Origin of the sequence: Streptomyces marokkonensis (assembly GCF_039539045.1) — a bacterium.
GTDB classification, from domain to species: Bacteria; Actinomycetota; Actinomycetes; order Streptomycetales; family Streptomycetaceae; genus Streptomyces; species Streptomyces marokkonensis.
Genome location: NZ_BAABCQ010000024.1, coordinates 18,262 through 44,512 on the forward strand (window position 1 = coordinate 18,262; position 26,251 = coordinate 44,512).

At 72.1% G+C, this 26,251-nt stretch carries 26 protein-coding genes; 24 read left to right on the forward strand and 2 right to left on the reverse strand.

From position 1 onward, the window contains the following. Positions 1 to 6: 6 nt before the first annotated feature. From ABEA26_RS08735 to ABEA26_RS08830, 20 genes are all read left to right on the forward strand, one after another. The gene (locus ABEA26_RS08735) at positions 7 to 855 is read left to right on the forward strand and encodes an SDR family oxidoreductase (RefSeq protein ID WP_345590814.1); all 849 of its coding nucleotides are present in this window, start codon (positions 7 to 9) and stop codon (positions 853 to 855) included. 1,425 nt (positions 856 to 2,280) lie between these two features. Further along, positions 2,281 to 2,817: a DUF2617 family protein gene (locus ABEA26_RS08740; RefSeq protein ID WP_345590745.1), complete on the forward strand. Its 537-nt coding sequence runs from the start codon at positions 2,281 to 2,283 to the stop codon at positions 2,815 to 2,817. Between the two features lie 109 nt (positions 2,818 to 2,926). Then, positions 2,927 to 4,660, forward strand: coding sequence for a polyamine aminopropyltransferase (locus ABEA26_RS08745; protein ID WP_345590747.1), 1,734 nt, complete (start codon positions 2,927 to 2,929; stop codon positions 4,658 to 4,660). Positions 4,661 to 5,132: 472 nt separating this feature from the next. After that, positions 5,133 to 6,329 carry a sensor histidine kinase gene (locus tag ABEA26_RS08750; protein ID WP_345590748.1) on the forward strand — a complete coding sequence of 399 codons (1,197 nt, stop codon included), beginning with the start codon at positions 5,133 to 5,135 and terminating at the stop codon, positions 6,327 to 6,329. Then, positions 6,326 to 7,126 (forward strand): response regulator, encoded by an 801-nt coding sequence (locus tag ABEA26_RS08755; protein ID WP_345590749.1) that lies wholly within the window; start codon positions 6,326 to 6,328, stop codon positions 7,124 to 7,126. Before ABEA26_RS08750 ends, ABEA26_RS08755 begins: the two co-directional genes overlap by 4 nt. 52 nt (positions 7,127 to 7,178) lie before the next feature. After that, positions 7,179 to 8,045, forward strand: a complete 867-nt coding sequence (locus ABEA26_RS08760) for an SRPBCC domain-containing protein (protein ID WP_345590750.1) — start codon at positions 7,179 to 7,181, stop codon at positions 8,043 to 8,045. Between the two features lie 82 nt (positions 8,046 to 8,127). Continuing rightward, the gene (locus ABEA26_RS08765; protein ID WP_345590751.1) at positions 8,128 to 8,970 is read left to right on the forward strand and encodes an aldose epimerase family protein; all 843 of its coding nucleotides are present in this window, start codon (positions 8,128 to 8,130) and stop codon (positions 8,968 to 8,970) included. A 10-nt stretch (positions 8,971 to 8,980) separates the two neighbouring features. After that, positions 8,981 to 9,529, forward strand: a complete 549-nt coding sequence (gene pyrE / locus ABEA26_RS08770) for an orotate phosphoribosyltransferase (RefSeq protein WP_345590753.1) — start codon at positions 8,981 to 8,983, stop codon at positions 9,527 to 9,529. A gap of 144 nt (positions 9,530 to 9,673) precedes the next feature. Next, positions 9,674 to 10,705: a class II fructose-bisphosphate aldolase gene (gene fbaA / locus ABEA26_RS08775; RefSeq protein WP_345590755.1), complete on the forward strand. Its 1,032-nt coding sequence runs from the start codon at positions 9,674 to 9,676 to the stop codon at positions 10,703 to 10,705. A gap of 177 nt (positions 10,706 to 10,882) precedes the next feature. After that, positions 10,883 to 11,296, forward strand: a complete 414-nt coding sequence (locus ABEA26_RS08780) for a DUF3151 domain-containing protein (protein ID WP_345590757.1) — start codon at positions 10,883 to 10,885, stop codon at positions 11,294 to 11,296. Positions 11,297 to 11,455: 159 nt separating this feature from the next. Beyond that, a complete protein-coding gene (locus ABEA26_RS08785) occupies positions 11,456 to 12,271 on the forward strand; it encodes a tryptophan 2,3-dioxygenase family protein (RefSeq protein ID WP_345590759.1) in 816 nt (271 codons plus the stop codon). Beyond that, positions 12,264 to 13,529, forward strand: coding sequence for a kynureninase (gene kynU, locus ABEA26_RS08790; protein WP_345590761.1), 1,266 nt, complete (start codon positions 12,264 to 12,266; stop codon positions 13,527 to 13,529). The genes ABEA26_RS08785 and kynU overlap by 8 nt, the downstream gene beginning before the upstream one ends. A 75-nt stretch (positions 13,530 to 13,604) precedes the next feature. Then, positions 13,605 to 13,934 (forward strand): hypothetical protein, encoded by a 330-nt coding sequence (locus ABEA26_RS08795; RefSeq protein WP_345590763.1) that lies wholly within the window; start codon positions 13,605 to 13,607, stop codon positions 13,932 to 13,934. A gap of 142 nt (positions 13,935 to 14,076) precedes the next feature. Then, positions 14,077 to 14,994 carry an alpha/beta hydrolase gene (locus tag ABEA26_RS08800; RefSeq protein ID WP_345590765.1) on the forward strand — a complete coding sequence of 306 codons (918 nt, stop codon included), beginning with the start codon at positions 14,077 to 14,079 and terminating at the stop codon, positions 14,992 to 14,994. Between the two features lie 234 nt (positions 14,995 to 15,228). Further along, positions 15,229 to 16,218, forward strand: coding sequence for an alpha/beta hydrolase (locus tag ABEA26_RS08805; RefSeq protein WP_345590768.1), 990 nt, complete (start codon positions 15,229 to 15,231; stop codon positions 16,216 to 16,218). After that, positions 16,211 to 17,545, forward strand: a complete 1,335-nt coding sequence (locus ABEA26_RS08810) for an acyltransferase family protein (RefSeq protein ID WP_345590770.1) — start codon at positions 16,211 to 16,213, stop codon at positions 17,543 to 17,545. The genes ABEA26_RS08805 and ABEA26_RS08810 overlap by 8 nt, the downstream gene beginning before the upstream one ends. After that, on the forward strand, positions 17,538 to 18,941 hold the full coding sequence (locus ABEA26_RS08815) for a sensor histidine kinase (RefSeq protein ID WP_345590771.1): 1,404 nt from the start codon (positions 17,538 to 17,540) through the stop codon (positions 18,939 to 18,941). The genes ABEA26_RS08810 and ABEA26_RS08815 overlap by 8 nt, the downstream gene beginning before the upstream one ends. Continuing rightward, the gene (locus ABEA26_RS08820; RefSeq protein WP_345590772.1) at positions 18,938 to 19,624 is read left to right on the forward strand and encodes a response regulator; all 687 of its coding nucleotides are present in this window, start codon (positions 18,938 to 18,940) and stop codon (positions 19,622 to 19,624) included. The genes ABEA26_RS08815 and ABEA26_RS08820 overlap by 4 nt, the downstream gene beginning before the upstream one ends. A gap of 92 nt (positions 19,625 to 19,716) precedes the next feature. Then, entirely contained in the window at positions 19,717 to 21,054 is a 1,338-nt protein-coding gene (locus tag ABEA26_RS08825) for a sensor histidine kinase (protein ID WP_425587801.1), read from the forward strand. Further along, complete coding sequence (locus tag ABEA26_RS08830; protein ID WP_345590774.1) at positions 21,051 to 21,725, forward strand: response regulator; 675 nt, start codon at positions 21,051 to 21,053, stop codon at positions 21,723 to 21,725. The genes ABEA26_RS08825 and ABEA26_RS08830 overlap by 4 nt, the downstream gene beginning before the upstream one ends. Here the strand turns inward: ABEA26_RS08830 and ABEA26_RS08835 are convergent. Continuing rightward, a complete protein-coding gene (locus ABEA26_RS08835; RefSeq protein WP_345590775.1) occupies positions 21,695 to 22,129 on the reverse strand; it encodes an ATP-binding protein in 435 nt (144 codons plus the stop codon). The genes ABEA26_RS08830 and ABEA26_RS08835 overlap by 31 nt on opposite strands. 259 nt (positions 22,130 to 22,388) lie before the next feature. Between ABEA26_RS08835 and ABEA26_RS08840 the strand changes: the two genes are divergently transcribed. Genes ABEA26_RS08840 through ABEA26_RS08850 form a run of 3 tightly spaced genes read left to right on the forward strand, consistent with a single transcriptional unit; the run spans position 22,389 to position 23,592 of the window. Beyond that, positions 22,389 to 23,207 (forward strand): helix-turn-helix domain-containing protein, encoded by an 819-nt coding sequence (locus ABEA26_RS08840; RefSeq protein WP_345590777.1) that lies wholly within the window; start codon positions 22,389 to 22,391, stop codon positions 23,205 to 23,207. Next, complete coding sequence (locus tag ABEA26_RS08845; protein ID WP_345590779.1) at positions 23,207 to 23,377, forward strand: DUF397 domain-containing protein; 171 nt, start codon at positions 23,207 to 23,209, stop codon at positions 23,375 to 23,377. Before ABEA26_RS08840 ends, ABEA26_RS08845 begins: the two co-directional genes overlap by 1 nt. 26 nt (positions 23,378 to 23,403) lie before the next feature. Then, positions 23,404 to 23,592: a DUF397 domain-containing protein gene (locus ABEA26_RS08850; protein ID WP_345590780.1), complete on the forward strand. Its 189-nt coding sequence runs from the start codon at positions 23,404 to 23,406 to the stop codon at positions 23,590 to 23,592. A gap of 79 nt (positions 23,593 to 23,671) precedes the next feature. Here ABEA26_RS08850 and ABEA26_RS08855 read toward each other — a convergent pair whose 3' ends face one another. Next, the gene (locus ABEA26_RS08855; RefSeq protein WP_345590782.1) at positions 23,672 to 24,811 is read right to left on the reverse strand and encodes an endo-1,4-beta-xylanase; all 1,140 of its coding nucleotides are present in this window, start codon (positions 24,809 to 24,811) and stop codon (positions 23,672 to 23,674) included. Positions 24,812 to 24,971: 160 nt separating this feature from the next. Between ABEA26_RS08855 and ABEA26_RS08860 the strand changes: the two genes are divergently transcribed. After that, entirely contained in the window at positions 24,972 to 26,228 is a 1,257-nt protein-coding gene (locus ABEA26_RS08860) for a cytochrome P450 (RefSeq protein WP_345590784.1), read from the forward strand. The last annotated feature ends 23 nt before the right edge of the window (positions 26,229 to 26,251 follow it).

The window sequence follows — 26,251 nt, forward strand, 5'->3', positions numbered from 1 at the left end:
CCGCTCGTGATCCTCGTGACCGGAGCCACTGGAAACATAGGCAGTGCCCTGCTGAGGGAGCTGCACGCACACGGTGTCGGGCCGCTGCGAGGGTTCACCCGTGATGCCGCACGGGCCGTCTTCCCTCACGGGGTCGAGGCTGTGGAGGGCGACTTCGCAGAGCCGACGTCGTTGAAGCCCGCGCTGGAGGGGGTGCGTTCGCTGTTTCTTGTGTCGGGTCTGGGCTCGGACGCCGACGTCCTCGAAGCCGCCCGGCAGGCGGGAGTAGAGCACGTCGTGCTGGTGTCGTCCATCACCGTACAGACCCACCCGCACCTCGGCCCCGCTGACGAGAACCTGGCGGTGGAGCAACTGCTCAAGGAAACCGGCATGGCCTGGACGATCCTGCGGCCGACGCAGTTCGCGTCGAACGCCCTGATGTGGGCTGCGTCCATCCGTGGCCGCGAGACCGTCCACGCGCCGTACGCCGAGACCGCGCTGCCGACCATCCACCCCGCGGACATCGCATCGGTGGCACGGGTGGCACTGACCGAGCCCGGCCACCACGGACGCACGTATGCCTTGACCGGGCCAGAGCCGATAACCGCCCGACAGCAGGTAGAGGCCATCGCGGCAGTACTGGGTCGGGAGGTTCCCTTCGCCGAGATCAACCGTCGGCAGGCCCGCGCGCAGATGGTCGCGGTCTTCGGGGCCGAGGCCGCGGACGCGGTGCTCGACGTCACTGGTGGAGACGTGAACCCCGAGCTGCTGATGGTGCGCGACACGGTTTCTCAGGTCACCGGAACGTCGGCTCGCCCGTTCCGGCAGTGGGCTTCGGAGAACGCCGACGCCTTCCGTCGAATCGCCAGGGCCTGAGCACGGTCATCCGTACCCAGGCGCGCATAGCTTGGGGTGGCGTCCTTGATCTGCTCGCGTTCGTCGTCGGGTGAGGTCGGTATCGACGCGGCGAATCAGTGTGCGGATGCGAGGTCTCGACCGGGACGGCGCGCGAACGCTTGACTTCGCCCAGGCGCCGTTGTCGTTGTTCCGTCGCACCATGTGCAGGTGAGAGCCGGGAATCCGGCAGCCCAGCACGCTGGCGTCCACCAGTACCCGGCACCGCGACGGTACCCGCGCGACCCGCCGCCTGCCCTGCCCGGCCTGCAAGGGCACCGGCCACACCGCCTCCGCCTCCCGCCGTCGGGCGGGGACCGGCGCGTGAACGAGTCCCCCCGTGTTCCGGTACGGCCCGGAAGAGGCCACGGCCCACAGACGGCCCAGTGAGCCGCCGACGGCCCGCGACTCGCACGTCGGTGCAGGTCAGGGGCGGTTTTTGTCGATAGACCCTCAGATGTTCCTCAACTCTGCTTTGGGGCGTGGCGGAGAGGGGCATCTCCCGTTCACGCGATGAGCTTCACCGGGCTTCAGGCAGCGACAGCGCACAGAGACAGCGCACAGAGTGCGAGGCGCCCAACGGGGGGTTGCTTCGGGGGATCCGGGTGCGAGCCCGGGAAGCGGAAGGAGGGTGAGCCATGGTCGTCGGCATCATCCTGATCGTGTTCGCCGTACTGGTGATCGGAGGGTTGCTGTCCGGAGTGCGGCGTTCCGCGGCGGGGAGCGGTTCGTCCACGGGCCGGTCGCGTGGTCGGCACTCGCGGGCGTCGAGCGGCGGCGGCGACGGAAACGTCAACAGCTGGTGGGTCGGCGGAGGAGCCGGCGGTTCGCCCTACGGCGGGGGAGACGGCGGCTCGCCCTCTTGCGAGGGAGACGGCGGTTCCACCTCCGGTGGGAGCGATTCAGGCCACTCCTGCGGAGGTGGCTCGTCCTGCGGAGGCGGGTCGTCGTCCTGCGGGGGTGGGGGCGGAGGCGGCGGCGGATGCGGTGGAGGCGGCGGAGGCGGCTGACACGGGGCAGCTGAGCTCCCGCGGGGGGAACCGCATTCCCGTCACGGGGCCCGTGCCTGGGGCCGGGCCCGGTGCCCCATCACGAGCGCCCACCGGGAAACACACCCGGTGGGCGCTCCCACGCACCGGCGCGCGCATCGCGGGCGGGGTGTGCGCCTTGGTTGAACAGTTGAGCTGTGGAGCCCCCTGAGGGATGGAAACGCCACGAAGTTGGGTAAAAACGCTGTGGCGGCGCCACAGTTCATGATTCCCTCTCCATCACCAACGCAGCTCCTCGGACGACCTGTTGACCCCCCTCCTGACCGGCCGACTGGGCTGAGCGGGCCGCATCCCCGGCAGTGGCCGGGATGCGCAGGCCCCACACCTTCCTCTCCTTGTGTGCTTGCGGAGCCGATCCATGCTCACGACCCTGAAAACCGCCTACACCGACACGCGCGCGGCCGACCTGGCCTGGGCCCTGGGGCGCGAGCCGCTGCCCGCGCTCGCCAGTCTCGACCTCGAACTGACTGGCGCCAAAATGCAGTTGAGACTTCTGGGGGCCTCGCACCAAGTCCTGCTCGAGGAGGAGCAGGGCAGCTGTTCCGAGACAGTGGCGTGCATCCCCGGCAGCAGTACTCCCCTCCCGCTGGGCGTTGCCAAGCGGGTGGGCGACTGGGAGTACGAGTTCGCCGCCCGCGTCGAGGTGCTGACGCCGGGCTCCTTCGCCGGGCGCGCCCAGGAGCTGCTGGCTCTGGTCGCCGACCACCCGCAGGGCCTGGCCGGCGTCTTCCCCGGCAGCCCGCACGCCTTCACCGCGCTGCTGGCCCAGCGGTGCGGGGGGCAGGTGCACTGGCGAACGTGGCACGCCTATCCGCAGGACGGCCACCTGGTGGCGACCCGGACCCGGGTGGGTGTCCGGGTGCCGACGTCGCAGCTCAGTCGGTCCGGGGTGTGAGTGGGTGCGTTGCGGGCCCGGGCGGGATAAACCTGCGGTGGCCAAGGGAACGCCAGTTTCACACGTGTGGGTGACGAAGCGCAGTGCGGGAGTGACGTAACGTCACCTCGTGATCGAACCGCACGCGCCCGCCCCGCCCGGCTCACCGCCGTCCTGGGGCGGCTCCGGCGGCCCCGGAGGCCCCGGCACCTCTGGGGGTGCCCCGGACGGCTCCGATGGCCCCCCTGGTGTCTCCGGTGGCCCCCCGCACGGGCCCGGGGCACCGGCGCGGCTTCCCGTCCGGCCGGCGACCGGGCGGTTCCTGGTCCTGGCGGGCGTGTTCGTCTGCGCGGCCTGCGGGCTCGTGTACGAACTCGAACTCGTGGCCCTCGCCTCGTACCTGATCGGCGACTCGGTCACCCAGGCGTCCGTCGTCCTGTCCGTCATGGTCTTCGCCATGGGTCTCGGCTCGCTCGCCGCCAAACGGCTGCGCCGGTTCGCGGCGGCCGGCTTCGGCGCGGTCGAGGCCGTCCTCGCCCTCGTCGGCGGCTCCAGCGCGATGGTGCTGTACGCCGTGTTCGCCTGGACCGGCGGATGGGGCGGTCTGTGGGCCGACGGTCCGCGCTTCCTCCTGGTCGCCTTCTCGCTCGCGATCGGCATGCTGATCGGTGCCGAGGTGCCGCTGCTGATGGAGCTGATCCAGCGCGTCCGCCGCCAGGACGCGGGCGGCGCCGTCGCCGACCTGTTCGCCGCGGACTACGTCGGCGCGCTCGTCGGCGGCCTCGCCTTCCCCTTCGTGCTGCTGCCCTTCCTCGGCCAGCTGACCGGCGCGCTGCTCACCGGCACCGTCAACGCGCTCGTCGGCGCCGCCCTGGTCTTCGGCCTGTTCCGGCGGGACATGACCCGCCGGGCCCGCTGGCTGCTGCTGGCCGCCAACGTCGTCGTGCTCGCCCTCCTGGCCACGGCGACCGTCCTCGCCGACGACTTCGAGCGCGCCGCCCGTCACGCGGTGTACGGCCAGGACGTCCGCGTGGCCGTCCAGACCGACGTACAGGAAGTGGTGCTGACCGGCGAACCCGACGGGCGGCCCCTCGACCTGTTCCTGGACGGCCGGCTGCGCGTCAGCGGCAGCGACGAGCGGCGCTACCACGAGGCGCTGGTGCACCCGGCGATGAGCGGCCCGCGCGCACGCGTGCTGATTCTCGGCGGCGGTGACGGCCTCGCCGCGCGCGAGGTGCTGCGCCACCCGGACGTGCGCCGCGTCGACGTCGTCGAACTCGACCCCGGGCTCACCCGGCTGGCCCGGCACGACCCCGGCCTGTCCGAGCTGAACGAGCACGCCTACGGCGATCCGCGCATCCACGTCACCACGGCGGACGCCTTCCGCCGACTGCGCTCGACACCCACCGCGCGGTACGACGTGGTGATCTCGGACCTGCCCGATCCCGGCATCACAGCCAGCACGAAGCTGTACTCACAGGAGTTCTACGGCCTGCTCCGGCGGCTGCTCGCCCCTGACGGGCGGCTGGTCGTGCACGCCGGCCCGGTGGCCGCACGTACCCGGGCCTTCTGGACGGTGGACGCGACGCTCCGCGTGGCCGGTCTGCGGACCGCCCCCTACCGTGTCGACGCCCGGGACACCGGTTTCGCACCGGGCCCCGACCGTACGCCCGCCACCTCGCGCACCCCCCGCGACTGGGGCTTCCTCCTGGCCGCCCGCGAAACCCCCGAGTTGTGCCTGGACCCGACGGCTCCCCGCCCGCACACCCTCACGTCCCCGGCTCTGGCCCGGGACGCCCGGTCGGCGTCCCGTACCCGGATCGCCGGCCTGCCGCCGTCGACGCTGGTGCATCCGCGGTACTGAGCGCGCCGGGGAGGGGATGAGGAGAGAGGGAAGAGGGGAGTGCGCGAAGGCGCGGGGGCGGGGCGCCCCCGCGCCCTCGCCCGCGCCCCCGCCCCCGTCCGCGTATACGTCCGCGTGGCCGCCCGTCCTCTCTCCCTCGGGCACCCCGCCCGGACAGGCTCCCGGAACGGCTCACCCGCGCCCCCCAGCACGAGCCGCCGTCCCACCCCCGTGCGAACCCCGTGCGAGCCCGTTACGGGCCTCGTCACGGGCCTCGTGCGGCGGTCCGGCCCTCCCCCGGATACGGGACGGACCGCCACACCCCCTGCGGATCGTTCGCACCGAGAACCTATGGCCGCACCGCACGTCCCGGAATCCCGCAGTGGGTGGACACGGGACCCCACCCAGCGCGGTAGGCGCCCGGTTCCTGCAACTTCCGCGGTACGGCGGAAGGGGGACGCGGCCGCCGGGCGGGCGGACTTACGCTGCCGCAATGCGCCTGCACCCCCTGGCGGCCGACGGCCTGATCGCCGCGGCGCTGACGACCGTGGCCGTCCTGCTCGGTACCGAGGCCGTCGCCCAGGGGTGGCCCGCGCTCGACCCGCTCGCCTGGACACTCGTCGCCCTGCTGAACCTCCCGCTCGCCCTGCGCACCCGGGCCCCTGTCACCGTCTGCCTCGCCGTCCACGCCTGCTGGGCGGTCTACGTCACCCTCGGCTACTGGCCCGTCGTCGGCTCGTTCGGTCCCATGCTCGCCGTCTACACCGTCGCCTCCCTGCGCCCCACCCGTATCGCCGCCGCGTGCGCCGCCCTGCTCGCCGGTGTCTGGGTCTACGCCGGAGTGGTCAGCGACGCCGAGGCGATGGCGTCGGTCGTGGGGCAGGCCGTGGGCTTCCCGCTGGTGCTGTGGCGCTTCGGGTACGTTGCCCGCCGGACCAGCGAACTCACCCGGCAGCTCCGTGCCGAACAGGCCGACCGGGCCCGCCGCGAGGTCGCCGGGGAACGCGTCCGGATCGCACGGGAGCTGCACGACGTGGTCGCCCACCACATCGCCGTCATCAACGTCCAGGCCGGACTGGCCCGCTTCGTCTTCCACTCCGACGCCCCCACCGCACGCGGCGCCCTGGACACCATCGAGGGTGCCAGCGGCGAGGCTCTCGCCGAACTGCGCCGCATGCTCGGCCTGTTGCGCGCCGACGGTGTCCAGGGCGCGGTCGGCGCACCCGCTCCCGGTCTCGACCAGCTGGACGAGATGGTCACCCGGGTGCGTTCCGGCGGCGTGGGTGTGGAGCTGCGCGTCGCCGGCGCACCGCGACCCCTGCCACCCGGCGTCCAGCTGTGCGTCTACCGGGTGGTGCAGGAGGCTCTCACCAACGTGCTCAAGCATGCGCCGGGGGCGTGTGCCACCGTCGAGCTCGCGTACCGCGCGGGCGAGGTCGCTGTCTCGGTGACCGACGACGGCCCGGAGGGAAGTGTCCGCGAGGGGGTCCGCGAGGGGATCCGCGAGGGCACGGATTCGGCCACAATCCCCGAGCGCGGTGGCCATGGCTTGATCGGAATGCGGGAGCGGGCCAAGCTCTACGGCGGGACGATCGCCGTCGGCCCGCGCAGCGAGGGGGGTTTCGGCGTGCGCCTGACCCTGCCGACGCCGGTACAGACCGCACGCCGGGGAGACGCCGTCAGGGAATGACCGACGCAGACCGCTCGACGGACCGCCCGGCGGACCGGCCGGGGGAGCGCCCGCCGGACGGGCCGTACGACGACCCGATAAGGCTGCTCGTCGTCGACGACCAGTTCCTCGTCCGCAGCGGACTGGCCACGCTGCTGCGCGCGGCGCCGGGCATGGAGGTCGTCGGTGAGGCGGCCGACGGTGCCGAGGCGGTGACGCTGGCCGCGAGTACCCGGCCGGACGTCGTCCTGATGGACATCCGCATGCCCGGCATGACCGGTATCCAGGCCACCGAGCGGATCCTCGCCGAGGCGGTGGACCCGGCGCCCCGCGTCCTGGTCCTGACCACCTTCGACCTGGACGAGTACGTGTACGGCGCCCTGCGCGCCGGGGCCTCCGGATTCCTGCTCAAGGACGCCGGCCCCGAACGGCTGCTGGCCGCCGTCACCGCGGTGCACGGGGGTGACGCGCTGTTCGCTCCCGCGGTCACCCGGCGGCTGGTGGAGGCGTTCACGCAGATGTCGGACACGAGGCGGCCGGAGCCGTCGGACGCCGGACCGCCGCCCGGGCTGACGGCACTGACCACCCGGGAGGCCGAGGTCCTGAAGCTGGTGGCCCGCGGCCTGAGCAACGCCGACGCCGCCGACCGCCTGTTCATCAGCGAGGCCACGGTGAAGACCCACCTCAACCGCACGATGACCAAGCTGGGCCTGACCAGCAGGGCGCAGGCGGTGGTGGTGGCGTACGAGTCGGGGCTGGTGACGCCGGGCGGCATGGGAGGGCCGGGAGAGGCGGGAGGCAGGGCCGGTCGCGGGTGACTTTGCGCGGCCGGGGGGTGTACCGGGCGCCCGCTGGGTAGGCTGCGCTGACATGGAACATGAGGTGTTCGTTCCGGTTCCGGCCGAGCGGCTCAGGGACGCGCTGGCCGACCCGGTTCGGGTCGCCCGGGCGGTTCCGGGGCTCCAGCAGGACGCCGGCGCCGAGCCCGTCGCGGGACGGCTGAAGGTGCGTATCGGCAGTCACTCCATCACCTACCGGGGCGTCCTGCGCCTGTCCGCCCGGGAGGACGGTGCGTACGCCGTCGAGGGCGACGCCACCGAGGCGCGCGGCACCGGCACGGTCACGCTCGCCCTCACCCTGCGCGTGCGGGAAGCCGAGGGCGGTTCCACCCTCGCGTTCACCGGGTCGGCCACCGCCGGCGGGCGCGTCACGGAGCTGCCGGATGAGTCGGTGGCGTCGGCCGCGGCCCGGCTGCTCACCCGGTTCGGGGAGAACCTGGGCACGGCGGCGGAGGAGCCGGAGGAACGGCCCGCCGTGGAAGCGGAGCCGCAGCACACCTCGGTCTTCGACACCGAGGTCCCGCCGCCCTCCCTCACGGACCCGGACGAGGACGTCGGGGACGAGCCGGGTGCCCCTACGGCCCCGAGCGCCCCGGCAGCCCCCGAAGTCCCCGCCGCTGCCGAAGCCCCCGAAGTCCCCGAAGCCCCCGAAGTCCCCGAAGCTCCCGAAGTCCCCCAAGCCCCCGAGCCGCCCGCCGAGGCCGCGCACGCGCGCCGCACGATGATCGGCCGCAGTGCCGAGGAGGTGGACCACGCCCCGCCGCGCGGCCGGTACGCCCCTGTCCCCGCGCCCCAGGCGGGCGGGATCGGTGCCCCTCTGCGCTGGGCCGCCCCCGCGGCGGCGCTGATCGTGGCGTCGGCGATCGTGCTGGGCCGCGCGCTGCGCAGACGCCGCTGAGCAGCGTCGGGCAGCCGTCGGACCGACCGTCTTCGCACCCGGCCGGGTGGGGCGGCCTTGATCACCCCAGTAGGGTCATGGCGTGAGTAACGAACCCATCACGCTGACCGCGGGTGACGCGGAGGCGACCGTGCTGCCGGGCAACGGCGGCCGGATCGGCGGGCTGCGCGTCGGCGGCACGGAACTGCTGCGTCAGGGCGAGCGATACGGCTGCTTCCCGATGGTGCCCTGGTGCGGCCGGATCCGCGAGGGCCGCTTCCGGGACGGGGCCCTCGTCCACCAGATGCCGCTCAACTCCCCGCCGCACGCCATCCACGGCACCGCCCGCGACGCCGCCTGGCGCACCGCCCGCGTCACCGGGAACGAGGCCGTCATCACGTACGACCTCACCGACCCCTGGCCCTACTCCGGCCGCGTCACCCAGGTGATCGCGCTCGCCGAGGACGGGCTGACGCTGTCCATGTCCGTGGAGACGTACGACTCGTCCTTCCCGGCGCAGATCGGCTGGCACCCGTGGTTCAACCGAACCCTCGGCGGCGAGGACGGCGAGGACGGCGAGGACGGCGAGGACGGCCGGAAGGGCGGGGACGCCGCGGGTGTGACGATCGCCTTCGACCCCGCCTGGCAGGAGGAGCGCGGCGACGACCACCTGCCCACCGGCAACCGCGTCGACCCGAAGCCGGGCCCCTGGGACGACTGCTTCGGCATGCCGGACGGTGTCGACGTCACCCTCACCTGGCCCGAGCGCCTGGAACTGAGGGTGACCAGCCGGGAGCAGTGGGCCGTGGTCTACGACGAGCAGGCGGCCGCCGTCTGCGTGGAGCCGCAGACCGGCCCGCCCAACGGCCTGAACACCCTCCCGCGCCTGGTCACGCCCCTGGAGCCGCTGGAGGCCACGACGACCTGGAGCTGGCGCCGCCTTTAAGCTGACGTACATGACGGAAGTACGCGCGGCGCTGCTGCAGCAGATCAAGGACAAGGCCGTGGTGCACGGCAAGGTGACCCTCTCCTCGGGTCTCGAGGCCGACTACTACGTCGACCTGCGCCGCATCACCCTGGACGGCGAGGCCGCGCCGCTGGTCGGGCAGGTGCTGCTGGACCTGACCGCCGACCTGGACTTCGACGCGGTCGGCGGGCTGACCATGGGCGCCGACCCGGTCGCCGCGAGCATGCTGCACGCGGCCGCCGCGCGGGGGCGCAGGCTGGACGCCTTCGTCGTCCGCAAGGCCGCCAAGGCGCACGGCCTGCAGCGGCGCGTCGAGGGTCCGGACATCAGGGGCCGCCGCGTCCTGGTCGTCGAGGACACCTCCACCACCGGCGGCTCCCCGCTCGCCGCCGTCGAGGCCGTGCGCGAGGCCGGTGCCCAGGTCGTGGCCGTGGCGACGATCGTCGACCGGGCGACGGGCGCCGCCGAGAAGATCCAGGAGGGTGCCGGGGTGCCGTACCGGTACGCGTACGACAAGGACGAGCTGGGCCTGGACTGAGGCGGTCCCCGGGGGCCGGGACGGACGTCCGCTCGGAGTATCCCGCGTCGTCTGGAAGGATGGGGCCGACGATGACGTCGCCCCCCAGGTCTAGGTCAGGGCCGTAAGCACCAATCGCGCCCCCCGCACATACAAGGAGCGGACATGCCCATCGCAACTCCCGAGGTCTACAACGAGATGCTGGACCGGGCGAAGGCAGGAAAGTTCGCCTACCCGGCCATCAACGTGACCTCTTCCCAGACGCTGCACGCCGCCCTGCGCGGTTTCGCGGAGGCGGAGAGCGACGGCATCGTCCAGATCTCCACCGGCGGTGCCGAGTTCCTGGGCGGCCAGCACAGCAAGGACATGGTGACCGGCGCCGTCGCCCTCGCCGAGTTCGCGCACATCGTGGCCGAGAAGTACGACGTCACCGTCGCCCTGCACACGGACCACTGCCCGAAGGACAAGCTCGACGGGTACGTGCGTCCGCTGCTGGCCGTCTCCGAGGAGCGAGTCAAGGCCGGCCGCAACCCGCTGTTCCAGTCCCACATGTGGGACGGCTCGGCCGAGACGCTGGCCGACAACCTCTCCATCGCCCAGGAGCTGCTGGAGCGCGCCCGCGCCGCCAGGATCATCCTCGAGGTCGAGATCACCCCGACCGGTGGCGAGGAGGACGGCGTCACCCACGAGATCAACGACTCCCTCTACACGACGGTCGACGACGCGGTCCGCACCGTCGAGGCCCTGGGCCTGGGCGAGAAGGGCCGCTACCTGCTCGCCGCGTCCTTCGGCAACGTGCACGGCGTGTACAAGCCGGGCAACGTCGTACTCCGCCCCGAGCTGCTCAAGGAGCTGAACGAGGGCATCGCCGCGAAGTACGGTCAGCCGGCCGGCAGCAAGCCGTTCGACTTCGTCTTCCACGGCGGTTCCGGCTCCTCCGCCGAGGAGATCGCGACCGCCCTGGAGAACGGTGTGGTCAAGATGAACATCGACACGGACACCCAGTACGCCTTCACGCGTCCGGTCGCCGACCACATGTTCAGCAACTACGACGGTGTCCTGAAGGTCGACGGCGAGGTCGGCAACAAGAAGACCTACGACCCGCGCACCTGGGGCAAGCTGGCCGAGGCCGGCATGGCCGCGCGCGTCCTCGAGGCCTGCGGCCACCTGCGCTCGGCGGGCCAGAAGATCAAGTAACGGTCACCGCGGGACAAATACGGTCACCGTGGAACAGGCACGGGTCACCGCGGAACAGGTGACGATCGCCGTGCGCCGTCCGCGCCATGCCGTTCGCGCCGGGCCCGGCACCTCAGGATTCTCCTGAGGTGCCGGGCCCGCGTACGTATGCCGCCGGCATGACGCAGACTTGTGCCCATGGCCATTCACGAGAACCTTCTCGGGGGACCGCCCCCGACCCACCTCCCCGACGACCCGGGGCCGCGCGAGCTGCTGGCGGGCGGGACCTCGCCCGCCGACGTCGCCGCGAAGTACCCGACGTCCTCGCTGGCCTGGGCACAGCTGGCCGACGAAGCGTTCGAGCGGGGCGGCGTGGTGGAGTCGTACGCGTACGCCCGTACCGGCTACCACCGCGGCCTGGACTCCCTGCGCCGCAGCGGCTGGAAGGGGCACGGCCCGGTGCCCTGGGAGCACGAGCCGAACCGCGGTTTCCTGCGCGCCCTGCACGCCCTCGCCCGCGCCGCCCAGGCGATCGGCGAGAAGGAGGAGTACGAGCGCTGCAGCCAGTTCCTGAAGGACTCCTCGCCGGCGGCGGCCGAGGTACTGGGCTGACCCCGGACCGGACACCGCACGCTCCCCGGCCCGTCTGCCGTGCGCAGGCGGGCCTTGCGGTTTCCTGCGACGATTGCGGAGGATGACGTTGGGGACCGGGGCCCCGTGTCGGTAACGGCAGGGCGGACCGCTACCCGAAGTGCACATCAGGAGACAGCGATGTCCCACGAAGCCCCGAATCTCGACTTCGAGGGCAGCACGCCGTACGAGGACTACGTCAAGGCGGACGTGCTCACCCACCTCCAGCACACCCTCTCCGACGATCCCGGAGAGATGGTCTTCCTGGTCACGACCCAGGTCATGGAGCTGTGGTTCACCGTCATCGTCCACGAGTGGGAGACGGCCGCCGGCGCCCTGCGCGAGGACCGGATCCAGGTGGCGACCGACGCGCTGAAGCGCTCGGTGCGGGAGCTGGAGGCGCTGAACGCCTCCTGGACGCCGCTGGCCGGCCTCACGCCCGCCCAGTTCAACTCGTACCGCGGCTCCCTCGGCGAGGGGTCCGGCTTCCAGTCGGCGATGTACCGCCGCCTGGAATTCCTGCTCGGCGACAAGTCCGCGTCCATGCTCGTCCCGCACCGCGGCTCCCCGCGTGTCCACGCGGAGCTGGAGAAGGCGCTGCACGAGCCGAGCCTGTACGACGAGGTCGTCCGGCTGCTCGCCCGGCACGGGTACGACATCCCGGACGCCGTCCTTCGGCGCGACGTCACCCGGAAGTACGAGGCGGCGCCCGAGGTGGAGGCCGCCTGGACGGCCGTCTACGCGGGCGACCAGAACGGCGAGCTGGCCCGCCTCGGCGAGGCGCTCACCGACGTCGCCGAGCTGGTCTGGCGCTGGCGCAACGACCACCTGGTCGCCACCCGCCGCGCGATGGGCTCCAAGACCGGTACGGGCGGCTCCGCCGGGGTGGCCTGGCTGGAGAAGCGGGCCCGCGGCAATGTGTTCCCCGAGCTGTGGACGGCGCGGTCGTATGTCTGAACTTCTCGCACTGGCGGCCGAGGCCGCGAAGCTGGACGCCGCCGACGAGCTGTCGGCCCTGCGTGACCGGTTCGTCCTGGACGACGTCGTCTATCTGGACGGCAACTCGCTCGGTGCCCTGCCGGCCGGTGTCCCCGCGCGCGTGGAGGACGTCGTACGCCGCCAGTGGGGCGAGCTGCGCATCCGGTCGTGGGAGGAGAGCGGCTGGTGGACGGCGCCCGAGCGGATCGGCGACCGGATCGCCCCGCTGGTCGGGGCGGCGGCCGGGCAGATCGTGGTGGGCGACTCGACCAGCGTCAACGTGTTCAAGGCGCTCGTCGCGGCGGTACGCATGGCGGGGGAGGACGACGGTGCGGGCCGTGCGCATGGCGCCGTCCGGGAGAACGGCGCGGGCCGGGGGAAGGGTGACGGCGCGGGCCGGGACGAGATCCTCGTCGACTCCGCCACCTTCCCGACGGACGGGTACATCGCCGAGTCGGCGGCCCGGATGACGGGCTGTTCCCTGCGCCCCGTGACCCCCGCCGAGCTGCCGTCGGCGCTCGGCGACCGCACCGCCGCCGTCCTGCTCAATCACGTCGACTACCGCACGGGCCGGCTGCACGACCTGCCCGCGCTCACGGCCGCGGTGCGCGGGGCGGGGGCGTACGTCGTCTGGGACCTGTGCCACAGCGCGGGCGCGCTGCCGGTAGGCCTCGACGAGCACGGCGTCGACCTGGCGGTCGGCTGCACCTACAAGTACCTCAACGGCGGCCCCGGTTCGCCCGCGTTCCTGTACGTGCGCCGCGGCCTTCAGGACCGCTTCGACTCCCCGCTGCCGGGCTGGAACTCGCACGCCGAGCCCTTCGGCATGCGGCCCGCGTACGCCCCGGCGTCCGGTGCGCTGCGGGGCCGGGTCGGCACGCCGGACATCCTCTCGCTGCTCGCCCTGGAGGCGGCGCTGGAGGTGTGGGACGGGGTGTCGGTGGAGGCGGTGCGGGTCAAGTCCCTGGCGCTGACCGACTTCTTCCTGCGCTGTGTCGGGGAGTACGTCCCGGACGGCCGGGTGGAGTCCCTGACTCCGGCGGCGCACGCCGAGCGGGGCAGCCAGGTCGCCCTGCGCTGTGACGACGCCGGTGACGTCATGAAGAGGCTGATCACGGGCGGTGTGGTCGGGGACTTCCGCTCCCCGGACGTCCTGCGCTTCGGCTTCACCCCGCTGTACGTCGGCTTCGCGGACGTGGAGCGGGCGGCGCGCGTGCTGGCCACGACGCTGGTGTGACGGGCGGCTGAGGGGGATGGAGCGGGCCTGAGGAACCGCTGCGGGCTCCGGCGCGTGAACGTGGGTGTGGATCATGTGAACGACCGGACCCGTGGCTGCGCCGGATGCCTCGTCGCCGGCGTGGCCGGCGCCACGACCGCGCTGCTCGCCTGGGCACCGCTCGCCCGTGTCAGCGTCACCGGCGGCTTCGAGGACCAGCACCGCGATCTCAGCGTGCTGTACGTCGACCTGCCGCTCGTCGCCCTCGGTGGCGCGCTCGTGCCGGCCGTCGCGTGGATGCTGGGCCTGCGCCTGCTGGACCGGGCGTGGGCCGCGGCGCTCGTGGCGGTGGCCGCGCTCGGGTTGGGGGTGTGGGGACTGACCGCCTGGTGGACGCCGTACGAGCGGCCCGAGTTCATGGGGTAGTCCCGGCGTCCGCTGGACCGGCTGCCCTCACCCAGCGTCATATCCCCATGTCCGGGCACGTCACCGGCCTGATAGCGTCCCGCCAACGGCCGGTTTCCTTTGCCTGGTCCGCCAACACCGTTTCGCCGCTGAGAGGTTGAGCATGCCGGACGCCGCAGCAGAACCGGGCACCGCTGCCGCGAGGGGCGCCGCGGAGGAGGAGTCGGCCTTTTCGCACCCGGCGGTCGATCCCGACAGCACCGCTGTGTACGGCGACCACCCCGACCAGGTGATCGACTTCTACGCCCCGCACGGAGGCGGGGGCCCGGGCGGTGCCGCTCCCGTGGTGGTGGTTCTGCACGGAGGCTCCTGGCGAGCACCGTACGACCGTCGTCATGTCAGCCCGTTCGCCGGCTTCCTGGCCCACCGGGGCCTCGCCGTGGCCAGTGTGGAGTACCGGCGTGGCACGGAAGGCGTCGGGCAGGGCGGGGAGGCGGACGTGGCGGGAGAAGGACCTGTCGCGGGGCGCTGGCCCGACACCTTCGACGACGTGGCCGCCGCGTTGGACGCGCTGCCGGCCCTGGTGCGGCAGTACCTCCCCGGTGCCGACGCGCGCCGGGTCGTGCTCGCCGGCCACTCGGCCGGCGGTCACCTCGCCCTGTGGGCGGCCGCCCGGCACCTGCTGCCCGCCGACGCACCCTGGCGTACCGACCGCCCAGCGCCCCTGCGTGGTGTCGTCGCCCTCGCGCCGATCGCGGACTTCGGGGTCGCCGACAAGCTCGACGTGTGCGGCGGTGCGGCGCGGCAGTTCCTGGGCGGTGCGGAGCTGTTCGCGGAGCGTAGGCCTTACGCCGACCCGGCCCTGCTGCTGCCCACCGGCATCGCGACGACCCTGGTCCAGGGCCGTGACGACGTGGATGTCCCGCAGGCGGTCGCCGAGGCGTATGCCGACGCGGCGGCGAAGGCCGGAGAGGTGGTGGGCGTGACGCTGCTGGAGGATGTCGGCCACTACCCGCTGATCGACCCGGCTGCGGACGCGTGCGCGGTGGTCGCGGAGGAGATCGCGCAGCTGGCTTGGTGAGCGTGGGGGCGGGGGAGGGTGTGGTGCAGGAATCCGCGAACTTTTCCCTTGTTCTGTCCTCGGCCCGCTCAGATGAGCCATGTGCGGGTTTCCTGACCGTGTCAGGGGCGTACCCGTAGTACCTGAGAGCTACCCCGCAGGTGAGTCCCCTGGCGGGACGCGGGTTACCCGGCGCGACTCATAACTTCCCTTACAGGCACGCCCGATGGTCGGGCGAGCCGGAGGGGAGAGGCCATGGCGTCCGGGACGGCGGTACGTTGGCGGCGGCGCGTGAACAGAGTGCGTCGCACTGTCCTCGCCGCGCTCATCTGTGGTGCCGTGGTTCTTCCTCTCTCCGGCGCCGCGCGTCCCGAGATCCCCGCTCCGGCCCCCGCCGCGCTCGCCGTCCCGACGGCGGGCACGCTGGACGAGGCGTACGCCGCCAACCGGGCCAACGCCGCCGAGGCGTCCCGGATGGCCGCCGCCCACGGTGACCGGCACCGCGCGGCGGCGGACCGCTCGATGGCCGACCCGTCCCGGCGCCTGCTCGCCTTCGACGGCCGTGGCGCCGGACTGGCCACGGAAATCTTCGGTGACCTGGCCCACGCGGACCGCGTCGCCGTCCTGGTCCCGGGCTCCGACACGAACCTCGACACGTACGGCCGGTTCCGTGCCGCCGCCCTCTCCCTGCACCGGCAGCTCGCCGAGGAAGCGCCCGAGGGCACGAGCACCGCGGTCGTGGCCTGGCTGGGCTACGAGACACCGGGCACCGTCAGCGCCACGGTCGCCACCACCGGCCGCGCCGACCGGGCCGCCCCGAAGCTGCGCGCCCTGGTCGACACCTTGCACGGGATCGCCGGTCCCACCGCCCGTGTCGCCCTGCTCTGCCACTCCTACGGCTCCGTCGTGTGCGCCCGCGCCGCCGACGGACTGGACGCCACCGACATAGCCCTGGTCGGCAGCCCCGGCACCGGCGGCGACTCCGCCGCAGGTCTGCACACGGGCGCCCGGGTCTGGGCGGCGCGGGGCGCCGACGACTGGGTGGAGCACGTGCCGCACCTCAGCGCCGACCTCTTCGGCACCACCGTCGGCTTCGGCACCGACCCCCTCTCGCCGGACTTCGGCGCCCGGGTCTTCGCGGCCGGCGACGGCGGCCACAGCGACTACTTCGACACCGGCTCCGTATCCCTGACGAACCTGGCCCGGATCGCCCTGGGCGAGGTCACGGAGGTGACCCATGACTGACGCGACCCGATCCACACGACCGACTTCTCCGCACACCGCCCCGGACCGGGGGCACGGCCCCGCCGACCGTAAGAGACTGCGCCGTGCAACCCCCAGCCAGGAGCTACGCCGTGCAGCCATCAAGCAAGGGCTGAGCCGCGCCACCGACAGGCAAGGGCTGCGCCGTGCCGCCGCCCGGATCGACGCCGCCACGCCCGCGTCGCGGGACCGGGCCGTCGATGCCCTGCGCGCCTTCGCCATCCTCGGCGTGGTCCTCGGCCACTGGCTGGTGACGGCCCTGGTCGCCGACGGCAACAGCCTGCACGCGGCCAGCCCGTTGCAGGACATGCCCTGGTTCTCCCCGGTCTCCTGGGTCTTCCAGACCCTCGCCGTGTTCTTCCTGGTCGGCGGTCACGTCGCCACCCGCAGCTACGCGTCGGCCAGAGCCCGCGGCACGTCCTACGGCCGCTGGCTGTCCGCCCGGCTGTCCCGCCTGTTCCGGCCGGTCGCGGCCGTCCTCACCCTGTGGACGGTGACGGCGGCGCTGCTGCTCCTGACGGGCGCGGAGTTCGTGACCGTCCACACCCTGCTGAAGCTGGCCCTGTCCCCGCTGTGGTTCCTCCTCGTCTTCGCCGCGCTGACCGCGGCGACCCCACTCCTGGCCCGGCTGCACCCGCTGTGGCCGCTGGTCGTCGTCCTCCATGCGGACCTGCTGCGCTTCGGCTTCGGCGCCCCCTCCTGGCTCGGCTGGATCAACCTCGCCGCCGGCTGGCTGGTCCCCTACACCCTCGGCGCCGCCTGGACCCGCGGCGAACTGGACCATCGCCGCGCGGGCCGGTTCCTGCTCACCGGCGGTACGGCGGCGACCGTGGCCCTCGTCGCCTGGGCGGGCTATCCGGCGTCGATGGTCGGCGTCCCCGGCGCCGACATATCGAACCTCAACCCGCCGACGCTGGCCGCCGTCACCTTCGGCCTGGCGCAGTGCGGGCTGGCGCTGCTGCTGCGCGAGTGGTTGGGCCGTGCGATGCGGCGGCCCATGGCGTGGGCAGTGGTCGCGCTGGTCAACCTCTCAGCGATGACGATCTTCCTGTGGCACCAGACCGCGTTGATGGCGACCACGGCCACCGGCCTTCTCGCGGGCCGTCTGCCCGGCCTGCACACGTTCCCCGACGGCCTGGGCTGGGTCGCGGCCCGGCTCGCGTGGCTTCCGGCGTTCGCGCTGGTCCTGGCCGGTTGTTGGGCCGCCTTTCGCTCCTTCGAGCGCGGTGGCGGCCGACGCCGCTCCCGGGTCGTCCGGGCGCATCGTCCGCCGGGTCGGACGGGGGCGGCGGGTGCACGTCATGTCTAGGGTGGGCCGTGTGAAGCGACGGGGGAACCGGCAGATGAGTATCGGAGGCCGGGTCGAGCGCGTGTTGCGGGTGCTGCACGACGACTTGTGGACCTGGCGGGCGGACCCGCTGCCGCCTTCGGTGTGGCTTCTCTGGCTCCCGCACGGAGTCGTCTGTCTGGCCGCCCTCGGCGTGCTGCTCGGCGACGCGGCTCAGCTCAACGACAACGGCGGAGTCGACCCCGGGTTCGCCTTCCTGATCGCCCTCGGCCAGGCCGGCGCCATGGTGCTGGCGCTGTGGCGGCCGATCCCGGCGTGGTGGCTGTCCATGGCGGCCATGCTGGTGGGGGCCTTCGCGGTGCGGGCCGAGATGGTCGTGGACGGCTACAAGTTCACCTGGGCCTGGACGGTCGCCGGGGTCATCGGGCACCTGTTCGTCCTGCTACTGCTCGCTCTGCGGGTCCGTACCCGAGTGTCCGCGGAGGCACTGGGTCTGACCGCGCTCGCCACCTACGCCGTGCAGGGCCTGGTGGGCGGGGTGAACTACCAGCCGACCGGCCAGCTCGCCGTCATCCTCTTCTCGGTCTTCGTGGTGCTCGGAACCGCCCTGCGCGGACGCCGCGAGGCCCGGACGGAGCTCGCGGAGCAGACCTCGCTCACCGCCGAGGAGAGAGCCCGGCGCACCCTGCTGGAGGAGCGCGGCCGCATCGCGCGCGAGTTGCACGACGTGGTCGCCCACCACATGTCGGTGATCTCCATCCAGGCCCAGGTCGCCCCCCTCCTCGTGGAGAACCCGCCGGACGAGCTGAAGGAGAACCTCGCGGGCATCCGGCAGAACGCGCTGGAGGCCCTCACCGAGCTGCGCCGGGTGCTGGGCGTGCTGCGCTCCGAGCACCCCGGCCCACTGGAGACGCCCGACGGGGGCGACGCCGCCCCGCACGCCCCGCAGCCCACCCTCGACCGGCTCGACGCGCTGGTGGAGAACACTCGGGCCGCCGGGCTGACCGTCACCACCGAGACGAGCGGGTCGCGCAGACCCCTGCCGCCCGGTGTGGAGCTGTCGGCGTACCGGATCGTGCAGGAGGCCCTGAGCAACGTCCTGCGGCACGCGCCCGGCGCGACCGCCCGGGTCCACCTCACGCATCTTCCGATCGGGCTGCGCGTGGACGTGACCAACACCCGTCCGACGCGGGCCCCGGCACCGTCGCACGGAGCGGGGCACGGGCTGCTCGGCATGCAGGAGCGGGTGGCGATGCTCGACGGCTCGCTGACGGTGCACTCGTTGCCCGATGGCGGCTACCAGGTGGCGGCGTTCCTGCCGACCGACGGCCCCGGCCTTCCTCCCCACGACTCCGCCCCCGACCATGCTCCACCCGACCATCCCGCCCACGACTCCACCGAGGACGACGCCCGATGACGACCAGCAGCAACGGCCGCGTGATCCGCGTGCTGATCGCCGACGACCAGCAGATGGTCCGGCAGGGTTTCACCGTGCTGCTCAACACCCAGCCCGGCATCGAGGTGATCGGGCAGGCGGTGGACGGCCTGGACGCCGTGGCCAAGGTCGCCGAACTCGCCCCGGACGTCGTCCTGATGGACATTCGCATGCCCGAGCTGGGCGGCATCGAGGCCACCCGCCGCATCACCGGAACGACCCCGCAGATCAGGGTGCTGGTGCTGACCACCTTCGACCTCGACGAGTACGTGTACGAGGCGCTGCGGGCCGGCGCGTCCGGGTTCCTGCTGAAGGACGCCTCCGCCGACCAGCTCGCCGAGGCGGTCCGGGTGGTGGCGGACGGGGACGCGTTGCTCGCGCCGGGCGTCACGCGGCGGCTGATCGCCGAGTTCTCCCGGCTGGACGACCGGCCGCGCGCGCCGCTGAAGGAGCGTGTCGGCGATCTGACCGAGCGGGAGACCGAGGTGCTCGCCCTGATCGCGCAGGGCCTGTCGAACGCGGAGATCGCTCAGCGCCTGGTGGTCGCTGAGCAGACGGTGAAGACACATGTCGGCCGGATCCTGGTGAAGCTGGGGCTCAGGGACCGGACGCAGGCGGCGGTGTTCGCGTACGAGTCGGGGCTGGTGCGGCCCTCCGGGTACTGAGCGGGGTGGGTGCGTAGTACCTGAGACGGATACCGAAGAACCCCTCTCGCTGGGGACGACCGCGGTACTTGGGGACGCCTACCGTTGCGAACGTGACCGAGATGACCCAGACGCGGACCGCCCCTTCCGGGGACGGCGAGCGCAGCCCCGAGTTCCGGCTGGCCATGGATGTCCTGAGCGGGCTGCGCCAGGACCTCTTCCACGACGCTTTCGCCTACCGTCCGCTGCCGCTCATGGGGACGGAGGGCCGACTGACCCGGCGGCTCTCCGACAAGCGGCGGTGGTACGCCGCCCGCCTGCCGCAGGCGGTGGTGGTGGCCCTCGCCCTGATCGCGATGTTCGGCGGTTCCGCCGGGGGCAGCATGGACGGGCCGATGGCTCTGCTGAGCGGGCTGGTGTGCGCGGCACCCGTGATGGCCACGCTGGTCCGGCCGGTCGGCGCCTTCTGGATGTCGATGGCGGCGACACCGCTGGTCGCGTTGCTGGACGGCCGCCTGGGCGAGTGGCCGTGGCAGCCCGGCGTCTTCATCTGCCACCTGACGGTGCTGGTGGTCGTGGCGATACGTACCCGGCCCCGCACGGCCGCGTGGATGTGGGCCCTCACCGCCGCCTACGCCCTCTTCGCGGAGACCGTGATCGGCGACGGCGAGTACAACACCTCCGCGCCCATGCTGCTGCTCTCCGCCCTGGCCCTGCTGATGGTCGCGGTCCTCCACGTTCGCCGCGAGGCGCGGCAGGAGGTGACGGCCCAGCAGACGGTCACCGCGCACGAGCGGTCCCGGCGCACCCTGCTGGAGGAGCGCACCACCATCGCCCGCGAGCTGCACGACGTGGTCGCCCACCACATGTCGGTGGTCGCCATCCAGGCGGAGGCCGCGCCTTACCGGGTGGAGAATCCCCCGGAGGAGCTGGAGCGCGCCTTCGCCACCATCCGGGAGAACGCGGTGGCAGCCCTCACCGAGCTGCGTCGTGTCCTCGGAGTCGTCCGCGCCGAGGACTACGAGGCCCCGGACGCCCCGCAGCCCACCCTCGCCGACCTCGACGCCCTGCTGGCCAACGTGCGCGACGCCGGCCTGAGCGTGGACAAGACGGTGACCGGTGCGGTGCGCGAGCTGTCGCCGGGTGTGGAGCTGTCGGCGTACCGGATCGTGCAGGAAGCACTGAGCAACTCGCTGCGGCACGCGCCCGGCGCGACCGCCCGCGTCGAGGTCTCCTACGTGCTGGGCGGCCTGGGCCTTCGCATCGTGAACGGCTCGATACCCCAGACCTCCCTGGTTAAGCCCTCGCCCGGCGCCGGGCACGGCATCACCGGCATGCGCGAGCGCGTATCGATGCTGGACGGCGAGATGACGGCGGGCCCCACCGATGACGGGGGTTACGAGGTGGCGGTGTTCCTGCCCTTCCGCGCGCAGACCGAAGGGGAAGCATGACCGACCGCGCGATCCGCGTCCTGATCGCCGACGACCAGATGATGGTGCGCGAGGGCTTCTCGGTCCTGTTGAACGCGATGCCGGGCATCGAGGTCGCCGGCGAGGCGGTCAACGGCCGGGAGGCTGTGGCGAAGGTCCGGGAGCTGGCCCCGGACGTCGTCCTGATGGACATCCGCATGCCGGAGCTGAACGGCATCGAGGCGACGCGGGAGATCGTCGCGGCGGACGGCGCGGCGAAGGTCCTCGTCCTCACCACCTTCGACCTCGACGAGTACGTGTACCAGGCGCTGCGCGCGGGCGCCTCCGGCTTCCTCCTCAAGGACGCCTCGGCCCGCCAGCTCGCCGACGGCGTCCGGGTCGTGGCCGCCGGCGAGGCCCTCCTCGCCCCCTCGGTCACCAAGCGTCTGATCACCGAGTTCTCGAAGCTGTCCGACGGCCCGCGCCTGATGTCCCCCGCGCAGGGTGCGTACGGCGACCTGACCGAGCGGGAGACGGAGGTTCTGGTCCTCATCGCGCAGGGCCTGTCCAACTCGGAGATCGCCGAGCGCCTCGTGGTCGCCGAGTCGACGATCAAGACACACGTCAGCCGGGTCCTGGTGAAGCTGGGCCTGCGCGACCGCACCCAGGCGGCGGTCTTCGCCTACGAGGCCCGGCTGGTGACGCCGGGCTGAGGGGCGCCGAGCTCGCACCACACGTACTTGCCCCGGTTCCCGAACCGGGAGAGCGGCTGCCAGCCCCACGGGTCGGAACAGGCCCGGACCAGGGCGAGCCCCCGGCCGCTCTCCTCGTCGCCCACGCCCGCCAGCCGGGCGGGAACGTCCGGAGGTTCGGGGTCCGCGTCCCACGCGCCGATCCGCAGCACCCCGGCCGACCACCGCACGCGCAGCGCCGCAGGACCCTTGGTGTGCAGTACGGCGTTGCCGATCAGCTCCGCCGCGAGCAACTCGGCGACGTCGACGAGGCCGATCAGTCCGTGCATGGTCAGGATCAGGCGGAGGGTGCGGCGACTGACGGTGACGGCACGGGGGTCGTTCGGGATGTGCAGGGAGTACTCCCAGGAAGTGTCTTCGGGCATGCGTCGACTCCGTTCGTGAGGGAGGGGTGTCGCTGCCGCCGGGCGGTGTCGATGCCGCAGCCGTCATGACAGGACGGAGCGGTGCGCTTCCGGTGCCCCGGCGCCTCGCAGCGTGTGCGTCGCGTCACTGACGGTATTTCCTAGCCTTAGGAAAGTGCAACCGTTGCCGTATTCTGACGCTCGAACGAGGGATGCCCGCTGGGAAGTTGGAGCGAGGAGGCACCGGTTGCCGCCGAAAAGACAGCTCACTGCTCGAAGGGTGAGATTGGGCGCTGAGCTGCGCAAACTGCGTGAGGCGACGGGTATGACGGCTCGGGAGGCCGCAGAACTGCTGGAGGCCGATGCTGTCCAGATGAGCCAAATCGAGTCCGGCACGGTGGGCGTGAGCGCCAAGCGCGTGCGCAGACTCGCGGCCAATTACGCCTGCACAGACGAGGCGTTGATCGAGGCGCTTGTCGCGATGGCGACCGACCGCTCGAGGGGATGGTGGGAGGAGTATCGAGGCGTGCTCCCGCCGGTGTTCCTGGATGGCGCCGAGGCCGAGCACCATGCGGCGTTCCTGCGAGAGATCGTGATCCACTACGTCCCCGGGCTGCTGCAGACTGCCGACTATGCGCGCTCGGTGTTCACCTACACGCGGCCCGAGCTGTCCGAGGACGAAGTGGCTCTGCGTGTGGCGCACCGGATGAAACGCCAAGCTGTCATTGAGCGGGAGACTCCGACTCTTTACGAGACGATCGTGCATGAGTTCGCCCTGCGTGTTCATGTGGCCGATCGCCGGGCATCACATACTCAACTATGCGTTGTGCTCAACAGGATTGAGGCGAGGCAAGCCACTGTGCGGGTCGTGCCGATCGATCGCGAAGGCTTTGCCGGAGCCGGGGCTTCCATGCTGTACCTGGGTGGCCCAGTACCTCAGTTGGACACAGCGCTTCGGGACGCTCCGACTGGGGCCACGTACATCGATGCGCAGCCTCAGCTGGAGCAACTACGTTCGCTTTACAGGAGAGTGCGCGCGGCGTCGCTGGACTCCACTGCATCGCGAGACTTGATTCATCGGCTGATGAAGGAGCTGTAATGCACTGGCAGAAGTCCAGCCACTCCGGGGGCGGCGACGGCGATGCCTGCGTCGAGATCGCCCCGCTTCTCACCCACGTAGCCGTCCGCGACTCCAAGGCGCCCGCCCGCGCTACCCTTTCCATCCCCATCCCGTCCTTCATGGCCTTCATCGTCGCTTTGAAGAAGTGACTGTGAGGTGAGCGACGAGAGAGGCTATGTACTGGCGGAAGTCCAGCTACTCCGGCGGCGGCGAAGGCAATACCTGTGTCGAGATCGCCGCCCTTCCCACCCACATAGCCGTCCGCGACTCCAAGGCCCCCGCCCGCGCCACCCTCTCCGTGTCCGCGCCCTCCTTCGCCGTCTTCATCGAGAACGTCAAGCAACGCTCCCGGCAAGGGGAGTGAGTGAGAGGGCCGAGCCCGCCGCGGGGTGTGGGGCGACGGCCTCGCGACGGACACGGTGGACCCGGCGGACAGGCGGGCGTCAGTGCTTGTGGGCCGCCGCCTTCAAGGTGTGCCGCAGGGCGTGGAAGGCGGGCTTGCGGTCGAAGTCGTCGGTCATGACCGTCGCGTGGCCCTCGCCCTCGAAGAACACCGGCACCCATGAGTACTTGTCGGTGAAGCCCCAGATCGTGAACGAGTTGCAGTCCTCGACGGCCAGGCACGCCGACAGGGCCCGCTGGTAGTAGTCGGCCTGCTGCTTCTGCTGCGCGGCGGTGGGCTCACCGCCGGCCGGCACGTCCATCCGTACGTCCAGCTCGGTGACGGCGGTCTCCAGGCCCAGCGCGTCGAAGCGCTCGAGGTTCGTCTCCAGGTCCCCAGGGAAGCCGTACCGCGTGCTCAGGTGCGCCTGTACGGAGAAGCCGTCCACCGGCACGCCCTGCCGGAGCAGGTCCTGGGTGAGGGCGTAGTAGGCGTCGCTCTTGGCGTTGACGCTCTCGACGCCGTAGTCGTTGAAGAACAGCTTCGCCTCCGGGTCGGCCTCGTGCACCCAGCGGAAGGCGTCCGCGACGATGCCCGGGCCGAGTTCGCGGATCCAGATGTTGTCCTGCGTGCGGAGCTTGCCCTGGTCGTCGAAGATCTCGTTCGCGACGTCCCACTGCTGGATCCGGCCGGCGTAGCGGCCGACGACGGTGGTGATGTGCTCACGCAGGATCGCGCGCAGTTCCTCGTCGGAGAAGTCGCCCTGCTCCAGCCACTGCGGGTTCTGGCTGTGCCACAGCAGCGTGTGGCCGCGTACGACCTGGCGGTGGCGCTCGGCGAAGTCGACGATGGCGTCCGCCGCCGCGAAGTCGTACCGGTCGCGCTCGGGGTGGATGAACTCCCACTTCATCTGGTTTTCGGGGGACACCGAGTTGAACTGGCGCTCGAGGACCTTCCGGTACTTCTTGTCCGAGCTGAACGGGTCCGGGTAGTCCTGCTCCAGATGGTGGCCACCGCCCGCCACGGCGGTGCCGACGTAGAAGCCGTCGGGGGCGGCCTCGCGCAGCCGGTCGAACTTGGCGTGGGAGTGCGGGGCGGGGTGCCGGCCGGAGGACGGGTCGGCCGTGGCGGTTCCCGCGACGAGCGGCAGCGTCAGGGCGGCGGTGGCGAGGGCCACGGTGGCGAAACGAACGGTTCTCATGCGGGAGTCTCATTCCGTCGTACGTGCTCCGAAAGTTTCGAAACGCTTTCCGAAACATTGGTGAAGGAAGCTAAGGCTCCGGCGGCGCAAGGTCAAGACCCGTGCACGCGGGCGGGCGGGACTCTGGGCACAGGGCCGGTCGAGGTCCTACTGTCCGTCCATGACGGCTGCATCCGATCCCGCATCCGGCCCTGTATCCGACTCCGTGCCCGATCCCGCATTCGACCCGTGGGACCCGGCGTTCGTCGCCGACCCGTATCCCGCCTTCGCCGAGCTGCGGGCCCGGGGGCGCGTGCTCTACTACGAGCCGAGCGACCAGTGGCTGGTCCCGCACCACGCGGACGTGTCGGCGCTGCTGCGCGACCGCCGCCTCGGCCGGACCTACCAGCACCGCTTCACGCACGAGGACTTCGGCCGCACCCCGCCCCCGCCGGAGCAGGAGCCCTTCCACACGCTCAACGACCACGGGATGCTCGACCTGGAGCCGCCGGACCACACCCGTATCCGGCGCCTGGTGTCGAAGGCGTTCACGCCGCGCACGGTGGAGCGGCTGAGGCCGTACGTGCACGGGCTGGCGGACGACCTGGTGTCCCGGCTGGTCGCGGACGGCGGCGGCGACCTGCTGCGGGACGTGGCCGAACCGCTCCCGGTCGCCGTGATCGCGGAGATGCTGGGCATCCCGGAGTCGGACCGGGCCCCGCTGCGCCCCTGGTCGGCGGAGATCTGCGGGATGTACGAGCTGAACCCGTCCGAGGAGACGGCGGCGAGGGCGGTCCGCGCGTCGGTCGACTTCTCGGAGTACCTGCGCGCACTGATCGCGGCCCGCCGCAGGGAACCGGGCGACGACCTGGTCTCGGGCCTGATCGCGGCCCACGACGAGGACGACGACCGGCTCACCGAGCAGGAGATGATCTCGACCTGCGTCCTGCTCCTGAACGCCGGTCACGAGGCCACGGTGAACGCCACGGTCAACGGCTGGTGGGCGCTGTTCCGCAACCCGGGCCAGCTCGCCGCCCTGCGCGCGGACCACTCCCTGGTCCCCTCCGCCGTGGAGGAGCTGATCCGCTACGACACCCCGCTCCAGCTCTTCGAGCGCTGGGTGCTGGACGAGATCGAGATCGACGGCACGACCGTCCCGCGCGGCGCGGAGGTGGCGATGCTGTTCGGCTCCGCCAACCACGACCCGGCGGCCTTCACCGCCCCGGACCGCCTCGACCTCACCCGCCGCGACAATCCGCACGTCTCCTTCAGCGCCGGTGTCCACTACTGCATCGGCGCGCCCCTGGCCCGTATCGAACTGGCCGCGTCCATGGCGGCCCTGCTCCGGCGGGCGCCCGCGCTCCGGCTCGCCGCCGAGCCGGAGCGAAAGCCCAACTTCGTCATCCGGGGACTGAAGGGACTGATGGTGGAGACGTGATCAACCCGCGATCGCCCCTGGTC

Bases quoted from the DNA above. Each gene is read 5' to 3' on its own strand.
- ABEA26_RS08780 (WP_345590757.1), top strand. From the start codon at position 10,883: ATGGCCATTCACGAGAACCTTCTCGGGGGACCGCCCCCGACCCACCTC.
- ABEA26_RS08785 (WP_345590759.1), top strand. From the start codon at position 11,456: ATGTCCCACGAAGCCCCGAATCTCGACTTCGAGGGCAGCACGCCGTAC.
- ABEA26_RS08750 (WP_345590748.1), top strand. From the start codon at position 5,133: ATGCGCCTGCACCCCCTGGCGGCCGACGGCCTGATCGCCGCGGCGCTG.
- kynU (WP_345590761.1), top strand. From the start codon at position 12,264: ATGTCTGAACTTCTCGCACTGGCGGCCGAGGCCGCGAAGCTGGACGCC.
- ABEA26_RS08760 (WP_345590750.1), top strand. From the start codon at position 7,179: ATGGAACATGAGGTGTTCGTTCCGGTTCCGGCCGAGCGGCTCAGGGAC.
- ABEA26_RS08815 (WP_345590771.1), top strand. From the start codon at position 17,538: ATGTCTAGGGTGGGCCGTGTGAAGCGACGGGGGAACCGGCAGATGAGT.
- ABEA26_RS08740 (WP_345590745.1), top strand. From the start codon at position 2,281: ATGCTCACGACCCTGAAAACCGCCTACACCGACACGCGCGCGGCCGAC.
- ABEA26_RS08830 (WP_345590774.1), top strand. From the start codon at position 21,051: ATGACCGACCGCGCGATCCGCGTCCTGATCGCCGACGACCAGATGATG.
- ABEA26_RS08805 (WP_345590768.1), top strand. From the start codon at position 15,229: ATGGCGTCCGGGACGGCGGTACGTTGGCGGCGGCGCGTGAACAGAGTG.
- ABEA26_RS08855 (WP_345590782.1), bottom strand. From the start codon at position 24,811: ATGAGAACCGTTCGTTTCGCCACCGTGGCCCTCGCCACCGCCGCCCTG.
- pyrE (WP_345590753.1), top strand. From the start codon at position 8,981: ATGACGGAAGTACGCGCGGCGCTGCTGCAGCAGATCAAGGACAAGGCC.
- ABEA26_RS08800 (WP_345590765.1), top strand. From the start codon at position 14,077: ATGCCGGACGCCGCAGCAGAACCGGGCACCGCTGCCGCGAGGGGCGCC.
- ABEA26_RS08810 (WP_345590770.1), top strand. From the start codon at position 16,211: ATGACTGACGCGACCCGATCCACACGACCGACTTCTCCGCACACCGCC.
- ABEA26_RS08755 (WP_345590749.1), top strand. From the start codon at position 6,326: ATGACCGACGCAGACCGCTCGACGGACCGCCCGGCGGACCGGCCGGGG.
- ABEA26_RS08820 (WP_345590772.1), top strand. From the start codon at position 18,938: ATGACGACCAGCAGCAACGGCCGCGTGATCCGCGTGCTGATCGCCGAC.
- ABEA26_RS08850 (WP_345590780.1), top strand. From the start codon at position 23,404: ATGTACTGGCGGAAGTCCAGCTACTCCGGCGGCGGCGAAGGCAATACC.
- ABEA26_RS08835 (WP_345590775.1), bottom strand. From the start codon at position 22,129: ATGCCCGAAGACACTTCCTGGGAGTACTCCCTGCACATCCCGAACGAC.
- ABEA26_RS08845 (WP_345590779.1), top strand. From the start codon at position 23,207: ATGCACTGGCAGAAGTCCAGCCACTCCGGGGGCGGCGACGGCGATGCC.
- fbaA (WP_345590755.1), top strand. From the start codon at position 9,674: ATGCCCATCGCAACTCCCGAGGTCTACAACGAGATGCTGGACCGGGCG.
- ABEA26_RS08860 (WP_345590784.1), top strand. From the start codon at position 24,972: ATGACGGCTGCATCCGATCCCGCATCCGGCCCTGTATCCGACTCCGTG.